Origin of the sequence: Gardnerella sp. DNF00747, from assembly GCF_049262675.1 — a bacterium.
Classification (GTDB): Bacteria; Actinomycetota; Actinomycetes; order Actinomycetales; family Bifidobacteriaceae; genus Bifidobacterium; species Bifidobacterium swidsinskii.
The window spans coordinates 367,355-381,711 of sequence record NZ_CP058394.1 but is presented as its reverse complement, the minus strand read 5'-3'; the positions used below and the strand labels follow the sequence as shown (position 1 = coordinate 381,711).

The following is a 14,357-nucleotide window of genomic DNA, read 5'->3' as shown; positions in this document are numbered from 1 at the left end:
TTCAAATAGTATCGGTGCAGTGCGCAACATTTTAAAATATCAGTCACGCACTGCTAAAAACTACTCTTGCTTACCAGATTCTTCACCCTGCTTGTTGCCTAATGCAGCATAGGTATTTTCATCAGAAACTTGAGCAACCAACTGACCAAGGAAATCAGTCAAGCGAGTACGATATTCAGTCTCAAATTGCTTGAGGCTCTGAATATTTCCTTCAATAACTTGAGTTTGCTTCTCAAGATTCTCACGTACCTGACGAGCATATGCATCAGCAGCTGTACGAGTTGTAGAATCATAGTCTGCAGCACGATGCTGTACTTCAGCTTCATACTGGTCAGCTTGATCATGCGTCTGCTTAGAGTAATCATCAGCAGCTTGACGAACCTTACCAGAGTAAGCATCAGCCTCATTGTGAGCACGAGCAGCATAAGAATCAGCATCGCCGCGAGTACGAGTAGAGTAATCGTCAGCATCAGCATGAGTCTGCTTGCTGTATTCTTCAGCTTCAGAACGAGTGCGTGCAGAATATTCATCTGCCTTAGCAACAGTTTCGTTATAACGAGCTTGGCTTTCTTCAACAATTTGTTGAGCCTTAGCCTTGCCTTTATCTACATATTGATCATGCAATTGCATAGCAAGAGTCAACATTGCAGTTGCACGCTCTGGCTCAGAACCTTGTGCTTCTGCACCAGCACCAGCAATCTTTTGCAAGCTACCAGTTTCAGTATTTGGTTCCATCTTAGCAACCTGCTTTCGAAGCTGCTCTTCACGCTGACGAGACTCTTCCAACTGCTTGGAAAGTTCCTCAATCTTAGTGTTTTCTTGCTGAGTGACAACAAGCTGCTGGCGAACAGTTTCAAGCTCGCGACCCAAGTTTTCGCTGCTTGCACGGAAGTCGTCACGCTCGCGAGTAACAGTTTCAAGCTCTTTTTGAACCTGCTTAGCATTGTCTGCTTGAGCAGTTTGAGCAGTTAACTGATCTACCTGCGCACCCAAACCATCTAACTGTTCCTTCAACTGCTGGTTTTGAGCAGTCAAAGCACGATTACTTTCTTCAGCTTCACGCAACTTAGTTGCAGTAGCTTCAAGTTGAGAAGCAGCTTCATTTGATTCACCCTGCTTCTTAGAAGCATCACGCAATGCCTCATTTTCTTTAGTTAAGGATTCTACCTTAGAAGTTAACTCAGCAATCTTCGTATTCAAACCCGCAACATCACGGCCAAGAGATTGCGTGGAAGCCCCTAGGCCCTGCACTGCCTGCTGACCGAGTGCTTCTATTGTTTCTGTAACCTGATCGAGAAACTCGTCGACCTCGTCAACGTCATAACCTCCCTTAAAACGTACAATTTGGAAGGTATGCTCTCGAATGTCCTTAGGCGTCAACAGAGTCATATGCTTTACACCTCGCTTTTTGGGCATAGCCCTTTGATATATATCTATTCGATGCTATCACGTCCGCAGAAAATTAGTGCGGTTAATACAAAAATTTATGCAACAAAACGCCGCTTTTATAAAAATTACGCGTTAAAAAACCATAAACTCATCTATAACCAAATTTGAAGAACGTATAGAGCAAAATATAAAAGCATATAACTTACGTCAATACTAATATTTCCACAACGAGTTGGCGGAATAAACTTGCGCAATACGCGTAATGGCGGTTCTGTTATGAAATAAATAATCCGTATTAGAAAATTAAAAGCACCTCTAGGACGCATACGAGGAACAAGCACAAATAACCAATCTGCAACCATTCGAATAATCATTATTATCAAATAAGCGCGTATAATCACACGTAATATAGATAACGCAACAAATATCATTCGAACATCACCTTACAAAATAATACAACTAACACATTCAAGTTAAGCATACGCTGCAGAATCAAAATGCGAGAATAACAGATGTTATGCAACAGATGCATATCATTAAACTTCAGTTTTACGAGATATAATCTCACTGATTGTATTGATATTATTCAAAAGGAAGGTCGACAATGACTGTTCTTGTTACAGGTGGATGCGGATACATTGGAGCACATGTAGTTCACGCTTTACATGAAACAAAGCAAAATGTCGTCGTCGTTGACGATTTAAGCTACGGAAAGCCTACAAGAATTGAAGGCGCACGTCTTTATGGTATGGATATCTCTTCTCCTGATGCAGGAAAGCGACTTGCGCAAATTATGAAAGATGAGCACGTCGATGCTGTAATTCACTTTGCTGCTAGAAAGCAAGTTGGAGAGTCCGTAGAAAAGCCACTTTGGTATTATCAACAGAATATTAACGGCATGCTTAATGTGCTTGAAGGCATGAAAGATAGCGGAGTTAAGAAGCTCGTATTTTCTTCTTCTGCAGCAACTTATGGAGTGCCTCCTGTTGAAGTTGTACCAGAAGATGTTGTGCCAATGTTGCCAATTAACCCTTATGGTCAAACCAAGCTTTTTGGCGAGTGGATGGCACGTGCTTGCGAGCACACATACGGAATTCGCTTCTGCGCACTGCGTTACTTCAACGTAGCTGGATGCGGTCCGGTGGAATTGGAAGATCCTGCGATTTTGAACTTAATTCCTATGCTTCTTGACAGACTACAGCGAGGAAAAGCACCTGCTATTTTTGGCGACGACTATCCTACTGCTGATGGCACTTGCATTCGCGACTATATTCACGTTTCTGATTTAGCAGACGCGCATATTGCGGCACTCACGTATTTGGATCGCGACGAGCGCAAGTACGATGCTTTTAACGTAGGAACTGGTAAGGGCACGTCTGTGCGCGAAATTGTTGACGAAGTGCGCAGAGTTACCGGTTTACCATTTAAAGAAACTGTTCTTGATCGCAGAGCTGGAGATCCTCCACAGCTTATTGGCAGCACGAAGCGAATTAACGAAGAAATGGGATGGCATGCTCGCTACGACGTTAAGGATATCGTAGAATCTGCTTGGGCAGCTTGGCAGGCAAATCCTGAGCATCATATTGATGTTGATTCGTGGAAGCAGCTTGACTAGCGAATAAAACAAAACGCGCGGCACAAATCGTGTCGCGCGTTTTTGTTGTGGCTCCGAGCGGGATCGATCCGCTGACCTAACGATTTTCAGTCGTTCGCTCTACCAACTGAGCTACAGAGCCATGACGAATAAAAAACCCGGCGAACCGGGTATTCTATTAATCGCGACCCCGGCCGGACTTGAACCGGTGACCTCCGCCGTGACAGGGCGGCGCTCTAACCAACTGAGCTACGGGGCCGTGGCTTTGTTCTCTCGAACAGCCGAGTCACTATCTTACAGAATCCTTAGCAAAATGCAAGTGCCGCGCGTGTTCGGCGTGTTGCCGCACAAAATCAAGCTATTATTCAAGCTCAACAGCTCCAGTGCAAAGCTGATAATACTCCCCACGTTTTGCCAATAATTCCTCATGTGAACCGCGCTCAATAATGCGACCGTGATCCAGCACCATAATCACATCAGCATTGCGCACTGTAGACAGTCTGTGAGCGATTACAAACACAGTACGCCTTTCCATCAAAGAATCCATTCCATGCTGAACTAACTCTTCAGTATGCGTGTCAATCGATGAAGTTGCTTCATCGAGAATCAACACAGGCGGATTTTCTACTGCAGCACGAGCAATAGAAATAAGCTGCTTCTGACCTTGAGAAAGCCCTTCACCACCATTGTTAAGCTGCGTATTGTATCCGTCAGGAAGATGAGAAATAAACGCGTCAGCATGAGCTAATTTTGCAGCTTGAATACAATCTTCGTCGCTAGCATCAAGATTTCCATAACGAATATTGTCCATTATTGTGCCTGTAAATAAATTCACATCTTGCAAAACAGTGCCAATAGCGTGGCGCAAATCCGTTTTGCAAATATCGCGCACGTCAATGCCATCATACAAAATTTGCCCATCATCGATGTCGTAAAAACGCGTAAGAAGGTTAGCAATAGTAGTTTTTCCAGCACCTGTAGCTCCAACAAGAGCAACTTTTTGACCAGGTTTTGCAAACCACGTAATATCGTGTAAAACAGGATGATTTTCTTTGTAACCAAACACAACATCCGTAAAACGCACGTCGCCTCGAAGCAAAGTATAGCGGCCATCCTTAGAAGTGCGAGCATCTCGCTTTGCATGGCACACAATCTCTTGAGCCATTTCACTTAAGTTTTGAGCGCGCTTTTTAGCTTTAGTACCATTATCTTGCTTTGATCTTTTCCAAGCCCAATAAATATTGCTTCCTTCAGATTGTTCATCTACTTCTTCAAGCACATCAAATGCTGATTTTTCTCCAAGATCTTCATCAGACTGAAGTACACGCACTTTAACTAATTGCACACTGCCAGAATCAAGTTCTGGCTTTTCATCAAGTAACTCAAAAATACGAGAAGCTCCTGCAAGAGCCATCATAAGTGCGTTAGCTTGCATTGTAATTTCGCCAATAGGGTTAATAAATGCGCGCGAAAGTGCCAGCAAAGATATAAGTGTACCCAATGTAAGAGTACTAGATCCAGCTAATCCCAGCGTTGGCAGACCTGCTGAAGCAGCCCACGCACCGAGTAAAGCAATTAATACATAAAGCAAATAGCTTGCATTACTAATAACAGGCATTACATTATTTGCATAAGAATTTGCACTTGCAGAAATTTTTTGCACTTTTTCTATGCAATTATCTAATTTTTCAATAGAATCTGCCTCATGATTAAAAATTTTAATCACTTTGCTGCCTGTTGCAGATTCTTCAACAAACTCATTTAGCTCACCTAATGCATGCTGGAATTGCTCAAATAGACTGCCAGATTTCTTTAGCATAAAACGCACTAAATAAAGCAATATTGCAGTAAATATAGCTACAAAAACTGCAACCGGAAGCGATAGGCACATAATAGATATAAACGCTGCCAAAATTGACATTAGTGCAGAAAAAGAGTCCGGAAATGCCCACGAAATTGCCTCACGAAGAACCTCAGTATCGTTTGTGTAACGACTCATAATATCGCCGTAACCTTGAGAATCTAAGTAACGCAATGAAAGCTTCTGCTGATGCTTAAACATAGAATCTCGCAAATCACGCATAACACTTTCAGATATATTCGCAACAAGTCTGCTCCAAAGCCAAGAACAAAACACACCAACAGCGTAAACACTTGCCATCAGAATAATCATGCGAACAAGAGGCGTCCAATCCTGATTATGCTTACCAACAAGCGGAAGAATATACGAGTCCACAAGAGATTGCAAAAACACTGCACTTGCAGCTTGCACAATTGCGCTAACTATTATTGATGCAATAATTACGTAAATTTTAACTCGATACACCAGCACATAAGAGGCAAGTCTGCTAAGAGTTTCCCAACTAATAGCTGAATCATTTTTAGAAGAGTGAGCCGTTTTATTCTTAGCCATTGTTATTTAGCTCCTTCTTCTTTAGTTGCGCCAGTTATGCTACTTTTTTCTTGAGAAATCGCCATATTTCTGTAAAATTCACAAGACTTAAATAATTCATCATGCGAACCGTTAGCAACAACACGACCATCTTTAAGAACAACAATAATATCTGCATGTTCGATTGAAGATATGCGCTGAGCAACGATAATTTGCGTAGAATCAGGCATAAACTTTTTCAAGCCATCGCGAATTTTACTATCCGTTTTCATATCAACCGCACTCATCGAGTCGTCGAGGATTAAAATTTTCGGCTTCCTCAAAAGTGCGCGCGCAATGCACAAACGCTGTCGCTGACCACCGGAAACATTCTTACCACCCTGGTCAATATGCGTATTGTAGCCGTCTGGTAAATCTTTAATAAACTCATCAGCACAAGCAATTTCGCAAGCTTGACGCAAATCATTATCGCTTGCTTCCGCCCTACCCCAGCGAAGATTTTCTGCAATTGTGCCACTAAACAAAATATTTTTTTGTAGAACAACACCAACTTCTTCACGCAAACTAGAAGAATCGTAATCGCGAATATCTTTTCCGCCTACAAAAAGAGTGCCAGAAGTTACGTCATAAAGTCTTGCAATTAATTGCACTAAACTTGATTTTCCAGATCCCGTTGCACCAACAACGCCAACAGTTGCTCCAGAAGGGATAGATATATTTATATCATGTAAAATTTCCTGTTCTGCTGGAGTGGATTCATCTGTATTATCTGATTGAGGATAGCGTAGCGAAACATTTTCAAAACGCACAGAAGCGTCAGAAAGCTTTGTAAGTGGATGCTTGGAAACAACTTCAGTATTTCGAGATTGCAAAACATGTGAAATACGATGCATCGAAGCTCGAGCTGTTAACGACATTACAAAAACTGCAACTAAATTCGCTAAAGCAAACAAAATTTGCAAAGCATACACTACTAATGCAGCAAGATTTCCCGTTGTTAAACCAAAAGCAGGATTATTTCCCGAAGCCACAATTTCGTGCGAAGCCAACCACGCAATAAGTAGCATTCCAGAATAAAAACACAAGTTAAACAAAGGAATACTGCAATTTAACACATACTCAGCTTTAATAAAATAATCATAGATTTTATGTGAAATACGCGTAAAACGACTTATTTCATAATCAGAACGCACATAAGACTTTACGACGCGAATATTATGCAAATTCTCGCCAACTCTATTATTCATCTCGTCAATCATTCGATAAATTCGAGAAAATGCTGGAGCAACTATACTAGCTCCAACAGCGCCAATTGCACCAACAATAGGCACGAATGAAAGAAAAACCCACGAGATAGCAGGGCTAATTGAAAAAGTAAACCACCAAGCAGTGATGATAATCATAACGCTGCGAACACCAGAGCGAATAATCATTTGGTAAGCAAATTGCACATTTGACACATCGCTAGTCATACGCGTAACAACAGTGCCACTAGAGAACTTATCTAAATCAGAAAAACTTAAACCTTGCAAGCGTGAAAACATGTTGTGGCGCAAATTTTTACCAAAACCAGCACTAGAATGCGCGCAACAAATACCAGAAATAATGCCTGTAATCATTGCAATTGCAGCAAAAATGAGCAATTGCAAACCATAATATTGCACAGCTTCTTGAGAACGTGACATAATGCCAAAATCAATAAGATTTGACATTACTGTAGGGATCTCAATTTGCATAGCAGCTTCAACGAGAATAGTAACAACTGTTAAAACGCCAAGAAAACGGTACTTTTTTAAAGATAACAGAATCGTACGCAATGCGCGAGGAGAATTATTGCTAATTTTTCGTGAATTGTTCTTCGGCTTTTCTGCCATTGCATCCCTTCCCCTACATAACGTCATGTGTAGGTTTAATAATATCACTTCTTCAAATACATATTTGAATTATTGCGCATGGCGCATTTCCGTATTGAGTTACTTCATTACCAAATGCATAAATAGATGAATCTTTGACATAGTAGTATACAGACAAATCACATACGAAAAAGTGCTTCTACACATTCAAATTATAAACAACGATTGATTTCATCTTATAAAAAATTATATAATGAAAAAGTGTATATTCGCATGTATAAAGAGGTACTGTCATGAATATAAAAAAGCTATTAATAGAATACTTACTTGCTCAGTAGCATTATCCATGTCTTTTTTACTATCATTGCAAGTTCAAGCCAACACCCAAGAAGAAACTTATGAGTAACACAAAGATAGTTGGCGCTGTAGCACAGCAGAAAGGCATTCGTGTCGACTTGCAGTGAGAATTTCCACATTAATATCAACAATTATGTGAGGAACAATATGAACAGCAAACACATAGTTCTACTGCCAATAACGCTGCTTTGTTATATTTCGTCAGCTATTTATTTCTTTAAACAATTGAAGGACTTAAAAGACGATAACACTTGTATTAATACTGTTAGTCTCACCATTCAAGCATTCGTCCTATTAATATTACTAATCTATCTTTTATATTTATGCAAAGAAAAAACATACCCAACTGTATATCGTTTAGTTACAGTATTTATGAGCATAGTTAGCATAATTCTTTTGACAGTTTGCAATACAGATGTTACTAGGTTAATTATATTTAGCTTAACATGTGTATATGTATGCATTCTTATAATCGTCCACAAACATTGTTAAATATATCGTATGAGTGGCGCATTCAATAGGATTACGAAGCGTCGCCTTCGCCTTGCGCGCGGTCTTTTCCGTAAATCGACGGAATAAAACGCTCCTGATCGTGAAGCTTTTCCCAGATTACAGGAGGATTTTGCGGATTTTCCAGAGACTTTGGCACATCGATAATTCGTTGATTACTAGAGCCACGAAATTGCAAAAGCGAATCGTGCAAATCTTTCATATAACGGCCGTCAACAAGAATATCAATGTAACGCAAAAGCTCAAGCTTATCAGGCGTCTCCCCTGGGCGCATAAGCTCTTCCCAAGTGTATCCAGTCCAACTCCAAATGTCTTTTGTATTGCCAAACTCTTTCCTAATACGCTTGCAAAGAGGCAGCAAAATGCCAGTATTAAGCAAAGGCTCGCCGCCAAGCAAAGTCAATCCTTGCACATAAGGCTGCGCCAAATCTTCCATAATTTGATCTTCAAGCTTTTGAGTATAAGGATGCCCAGCGCGAAAATCCCAAATCGACTCGTTATAGCACTCAACGCAATGGAACGGGCAACCGGAGACGTAAAGCGAGCAGCGAATTCCCTCGCCGTCTGTCATCAAAAAACGCTTGTAATCGGCAACCATGCCCTGACTCATGCGCTCACTAGACCACTGTCCTGCGCGAGGGTTATTTGAAAGAGAGGTAGGAATCCACGGTCCACGATTCACATCTGCAGGCGCAAAATCGTGCAAACTCATGCGAGCCATATCCAACCCCCTTTCAAACCAAATAAACAACTAAAAATAAACAACCAAATTTGCGAAAATAAAATAAATCCAGCCGTTAGAAAGTGCAATCACAAAACGCAATACATTTCTAACGGCCAGATTATCACCAAACAACAAACACAAGAAAAGCTATTGATTTAGCTAAATTATCTAGTCATACTTATTTTACTAAGTTTCAACATAGCTAATTAGCTAAGTTTATTTTGTTTCCTCATACCATTCGCGAGACTCACCGTTGTTAAGAGTCACGTGACCAGTTTCGCCAGACATGTGCTTTACGCGGTGAGCGATTTCTTCGTGACGACCGTGAACCATTGGGCGCTGAACAGGATTGCCCAAGTAGCCGCAAGTGCGCTTAGTCACATTGCACTTATCCGGGTCACTATTGCCGCACTCCGGGCAACGGAAGCCTTCTTTAGTCGGCTCAAAATCGCCCTGGAAACCACAAACGAAGCAATGATCGATTGGCGTATTCGTACCCAAGTAACCAATGCCAATCTTGTAAGCGTAATCCCAAACGGCTTCCAAAGCCTTAGGATTCGCCTGCAAACATGGGAACTCGCAGTAGTTAATAAAACCGCCGGAAGCAAGATACGGGAAGTCTACCTCGTAGCGAAGCTTCTCCATAGGAGTTGGCTGCAACCAAACAGGGTAATGGAAGGAATTAGTGTAGAAGTCGTGATCGGTTACGCCTTCAATGCGACCGAACTTCTGGCGATCCATGCGGTTAAAGCGGTCAGTCAAAGACTCAGCAGGAGTTGAGTAAACGGAATAATGGTAACCTTCCGCCTTTGACCACTGCTGGCAAAGCTTATTCATGCGGCGAACCAAAGAAAGCGCAAACTCCTTGCCTTCCTCATTCCAGCTGTGATCTTGCATCCAATCCTTGCCGAAGAACACGGCCGTAGTTTCGTACAAACCAATGTAGCCAAGAGAAACAGTTGCGCGCTCATTACGGAACAACTGATCCACACTCTCGTTAGCTTCCAAACGACCAAAAGCACCGTAACGGAACAGCGTTGGAGCATTTACAGGAGTTGCCTGCTTGCAACGCATAATACGGAATCGCAAAGCTTGGTGAGCTACTTCCATACGCTCGTCGAAAAGCTTCCAGAAGCGAGTCACATCGCCGTGAGATTCAAGAGCAATACGTGGCATGTTAACAGTTACAACGCCAAGATTCATACGGCCATCTTCAACGTCCTTGCCGGTCTTTGGATCAATCCAACCCTGAAGGAACGAACGGCAACCCATAGGAGCCTTGAAGGATCCAGTAATCTTAACAATATTCTCGTAGAACACAACGTCTGGGTACATGCGCTTTGTAGAGCACTCAAGCGCAAGCTGCTTCAAATCGTAGTTCGGGTCGCCAGCGTCCGCGTTAACACCGTGCTTAATAGTAAACACAAGCTTAGGGAAGATTGCAGTATGACGATCTTTGCCGAGACCACGAATACGGTTAAGCAAAATAGCGCGCTGAATTTCACGAGCAAACCAAGAAGTACCCAAGCCAAAGCCAACAGTTACGAACGGAGTCTGACCGTTAGAAACGCGGTTGGAATTAATTTGATATTCCATAGTTTGCATAGCGTCGTAAATAGCCTTACGCGTCATAATCTTTGCGTAAATTTCACGAAGCTGATCAAGCTCGCTCAAATTTTCATCAAAAGGAGTATCAGCAGGCAGTGGATCCCTGTCCAAGCAGTGGAGATTCTTAGGCTCCTGAGCCTTCAAGCCGTCAATCATATCTTTTGCGACTTGAATTGGCGTGGAATCAGGAATCATTGCGTGTGCCATAGCAAGATTCTTGTCGTAATCGCACTTAGCGTAAGGCTCAAGCATTTCGTCAGCGCGATTAACAGTCTGACCACCGTATTGCGCGCCAGCAATATCCTTAATAATTTGCGTAACCTGAGTTGCAGCAGTACCAATAGACTTTGGACTATCCATCATTGCATTACCAAGAGCAAATCCCTTAGCAAGCATATCGCCAAAATCAGGAAGCGAGCAGTTGCTCATGCAAGTAAATGGCGAATAATCAGCGTCATGGAAGTGAATATCACCCTTCATATGAGCGTTAGAAACTGCGTGAGGAAGCATAGAGAACGCAGAAGCTTTAGAAACAGCACCTGCAAGAAGATCACGCTGAGTTGCATAAACATTAGAATCCTTATTTGCGTTTTCACGAACAAGAGACTCATCACGATTTACAAGACGGTTAACAGCCTCGTTGATATCAGTAGCTCTAGCGCGGTCTATATCTCGGTTCAGTCGGTAGCTCGTGTAGCAACGAGCAACCTCATAAAGGTGATTTTCAATAAGACTATGCTCAACCAAGGTCTGAATATCTTCAATCTTCGCCGGACCATTGTAACGATCTTGAATTTCAGCCTCAATATGATCAGAAATATTACGAATCAACTGCTCTTCTTGCGGACCGACTTCCTTGCCCAAATCCTTAAAAGCAGCCTTGATTGCCATAATGATATTCAGCGGATCAAAATCAACTACGCGACCATCGCGCTTTTCGACCTGCACGCGAGAAACTGGAACTTCAACTACATCATCCGTACAATTTTCTGCGCTTGTGACAGCAGTTTCTTCCAAAACCTGCATCGGTACAGACCTTTCTCAAACACTGTTCCTTCTAGCAAAATCTCTCGTTGCAAACATGGGAACTATTTCTAACAACTCGCTCTACTATAACCCAACTCATGCACAATATCTAGGGCAAGACGCAAAGATAACCACCTATATATAGTGATTTATGTCACAATCGCGATTTTTGCGGCGTGTCCTGGTGTGTCGTAATTGATAAACGATAAATTACTGAATACACGCCGTTAAATGTGCGCACTTCGTGACGCTTTGATATATTAAATCACGTGGAACAGATAGCTTTTCAGCATGCACAGGAATTCGGATTCCAACCAGGAGACATTGTCCAACAATGGCTCTGGGATGACGATGTTGACGAAACAATTTGCGAAAGCATCGAGAAACTTACCGGCGAAGAGTTGGTAGATGAGGATTACGACGCTGCTGTTGATGGTGTGATTATTTGGTGGCGCGACGGCGACGACGAAGATGAGCTCGCAGACACTATTATGGATGCCACAAATATGCTTGACAATGACGCTCCTATGTGGGTTCTTACTCCAAAACCAGGTCGCGAAGGTTCCCCAAGTTCTAGTACCGTTCAATCTGCAGCAAAAACAGCTGGCATGAACGCAGCCACTCCGTTAACCGTAAGCACTGACTGGAACGGCGTTCAACTGCGCGCATTTGGTAAAGGTCAATCTAAATAAGTATTTGCTAATTGGCTTAACTAGTTTAACCGACTGTTGACTTGCTTAACAGGCTGATTAACTGATTACTAAGTTGCTTATTGCTTGCCAACTTGCTACTTACTTTTGTAGTATTGCTGCTGTTTTGTCGAAAACACCAAACCAGTTGATGTTATGTATAAAACATAGGGCAATTCTGTCGAAAACACATAATCATTCGGCGAAATAGACAAAAATACAAGAATAACGCAAATAAAAAGCGCGAGGAGAAAAATATCACAGCCTTGCACCACAACAGACAAGAAAACTAAAGCGAAAACAAAAGCCGGAAAATCACTGGCGAATGTTATCAAAAGTAGTGAAAACGAAAACAAATGCTGTAAAACACACAGCATTTGTTTCTAAAACTCACGACCGAAGCGATGAACACGACTACCACGTTCGCCACGTTTACCGTGCCAACGACGTTCGCTGCGTTCACCGCGTTGCCCACGTACGCGCCCGCGTCCACCGCGTCCACGACCGCGACCTTTACGCTTCTGCTGCTCCGGCTCCGGCATACTCCAGCCTTCTTGAAGCTCGGCAGCTTCACCAACAATCTCATCTAGAACTGATGAAGAAGGACTCACATCCTCAGCTTTCGCATGAATTCCAGCCTTACGAAGCATCATATGAGCAGCGCGCTTCTGATTAGGAAGCACAAGAGTTACGACATCGCCTTCTTCACCAGCTCGAGCAGTGCGACCCGAACGATGCAAGAAAGACTTAGGATCCTCAGGAGGCTCAGTTTGCACAACTAATGCAACGTCGCTAATATCAATACCTCGCGCAGCAACGTCCGTAGCAACCAGCACGCGCACCAAGCCTTCAGCGAACACAGCCAAATGACGATCTCGCTGATTCTGCGACAAATTACCTTGCAAATCAACTGCAGGAATACCTTGCTGCACAAATTTTTTCGCCATATTCTTCGCTTGATATTTCGTGCGCGTAAAGAATATAGAACGTTTCTTTCCAGAAGCAAGCTTTCGCAAAACTTCGTATTTATCCCCTGCAGACACAGCAAAAATATGATGCGTCATAGTGTCAACTTGGCAATCAGCATCATCCACAGCATGAACAACAGCATTTGGAAGGAAACGCTCAACCAATGTAGAAACTTGCTTATCAAGCGTTGCAGAAAACAGCATGCGTTGACCATCTGGCGCAACTTGCTCAAGAAGTCTAGTAACAGCAGGAAGGAATCCCATATCCGCCATTTCGTCTGCTTCGTCGAGCACACTAACCATCACTTTTTCAAGCGTAAGTGCTCCCTGACGCAGCAAATCTTCCAAACGACCAGGGCAAGCAAGCACAATCTGCGCACCCTGCTTAAGTTGCGATACCTGGCGCTGGTATCTCACGCCTCCATACACTGTCACAGTACGCATGCCATAAGCTGCAGCAAGCGGCGCTATTACGTCATCAATTTGATGCACAAGTTCACGAGTTGGAGCAAGAATTATTGCTCTAGGAGCAGGAATTTCATTAGACTCGCGCGACTTACGGTTTTTATCAGAATGAATTAAATCAACAAAATTCTCAGCTAAACGCGCAACAAGTGGAATAGAAAATGCTAATGTTTTACCACTTCCTGTGCGACCTCGCCCTAAGATATTCGCACCTTGTAAGGAATCGGGAAGCGTTGCTTGTTGAATTGGAAATGCAGTGGTTTTCCCATCCGCACGCAACACTTCTACTAAAGGCTCTGGAACGCCAAGTTGCGCAAAAGTGACATCGTCACGGTAATTTTCACAAGATTCAATAGCAGAGTCTGGAATAATTGTTGCGTTATGAGAATCTTGATTTTGCTTTTTTGAAGTAGAGCGCAAAGATATTGCAGAATTTTGTTTTGTATTATGAGATTTTGCAATATCATTTTTAACAACATTATTTTTAGCAATATTATGCTTAACAACATTATTTTTAGCAAAATCTTGTTCAGCATCCGCAATAGCTACTTCTTCATAACGCAAAGCTTTTTCGCGCGCTTTTTGACGAGCTTTTTCTGCTTTGCGATTGCGCTCCCTGCGCGAATTGAACTCATGATTAGAACCGTGATTTTTATGACTACCCTGATATTCAAAAGGATTGCGTTTTTCAGCTGATTTCCTAGTATTTTTGACGTTCTTGGTATTCTTCGCGCCTCGCTTTTGGGCGAACGCAGCATGATGAGTATGCGGCACAATAGCCT

General features: G+C 42.5%; 9 protein-coding genes and 2 tRNA genes. 2 read left to right on the top strand and 9 right to left on the bottom strand.

The window, feature by feature from the left end:
• Positions 1-60: 60 nt before the first annotated feature.
• Both HXT32_RS01340 and HXT32_RS01335 read right to left on the bottom strand, forming a co-directional pair.
• Positions 61-1,389, bottom strand: a complete 1,329-nt coding sequence (locus tag HXT32_RS01340) for a DivIVA domain-containing protein (RefSeq protein WP_012914407.1) — start codon at positions 1,387-1,389, stop codon at positions 61-63.
• Between the two features lie 152 nt (positions 1,390-1,541).
• Positions 1,542-1,751: a YggT family protein gene (locus HXT32_RS01335; protein ID WP_231130981.1), complete on the bottom strand. Its 210-nt coding sequence runs from the start codon at positions 1,749-1,751 to the stop codon at positions 1,542-1,544.
• A 242-nt stretch (positions 1,752-1,993) separates the two neighbouring features.
• Between HXT32_RS01335 and galE the strand changes: the two genes are divergently transcribed.
• Positions 1,994-3,004, top strand: a complete 1,011-nt coding sequence (galE, locus tag HXT32_RS01330; RefSeq protein ID WP_004108540.1) for a UDP-glucose 4-epimerase GalE — start codon at positions 1,994-1,996, stop codon at positions 3,002-3,004.
• 48 nt (positions 3,005-3,052) lie between these two features.
• Here galE and HXT32_RS01325 read toward each other — a convergent pair.
• The 6 genes from HXT32_RS01325 to nrdD form a co-directional block, all read right to left on the bottom strand.
• Positions 3,053-3,125: transfer RNA gene (locus tag HXT32_RS01325), tRNA-Phe, on the bottom strand.
• Positions 3,126-3,168: 43 nt separating this feature from the next.
• Positions 3,169-3,242: transfer RNA gene (locus HXT32_RS01320), tRNA-Asp, on the bottom strand.
• 102 nt (positions 3,243-3,344) lie between these two features.
• Entirely contained in the window at positions 3,345-5,396 is a 2,052-nt protein-coding gene (locus HXT32_RS01315; RefSeq protein ID WP_116440513.1) for an ABC transporter ATP-binding protein, read from the bottom strand.
• 2 nt (positions 5,397-5,398) lie between these two features.
• Positions 5,399-7,249, bottom strand: coding sequence for an ABC transporter ATP-binding protein (locus tag HXT32_RS01310; RefSeq protein ID WP_422119006.1), 1,851 nt, complete (start codon positions 7,247-7,249; stop codon positions 5,399-5,401).
• A gap of 859 nt (positions 7,250-8,108) precedes the next feature.
• Positions 8,109-8,816 (bottom strand): anaerobic ribonucleoside-triphosphate reductase activating protein, encoded by a 708-nt coding sequence (nrdG, locus tag HXT32_RS01305; RefSeq protein WP_116431571.1) that lies wholly within the window; start codon positions 8,814-8,816, stop codon positions 8,109-8,111.
• A gap of 219 nt (positions 8,817-9,035) precedes the next feature.
• Positions 9,036-11,453: an anaerobic ribonucleoside-triphosphate reductase gene (nrdD, locus tag HXT32_RS01300; RefSeq protein WP_422119005.1), complete on the bottom strand. Its 2,418-nt coding sequence runs from the start codon at positions 11,451-11,453 to the stop codon at positions 9,036-9,038.
• 269 nt (positions 11,454-11,722) lie between these two features.
• Here nrdD and HXT32_RS01295 point away from each other — a divergent pair, with 269 nt between their 5' ends.
• On the top strand, positions 11,723-12,145 hold the full coding sequence (locus HXT32_RS01295) for a DUF3052 domain-containing protein (protein WP_012914411.1): 423 nt from the start codon (positions 11,723-11,725) through the stop codon (positions 12,143-12,145).
• Positions 12,146-12,525: 380 nt separating this feature from the next.
• Here HXT32_RS01295 and HXT32_RS01290 read toward each other — a convergent pair whose 3' ends face one another.
• On the bottom strand, positions 12,526-14,349 hold the full coding sequence (locus tag HXT32_RS01290; RefSeq protein WP_422119068.1) for a DEAD/DEAH box helicase: 1,824 nt from the start codon (positions 14,347-14,349) through the stop codon (positions 12,526-12,528).
• Between the last annotated feature and the right edge of the window lie 8 nt (positions 14,350-14,357).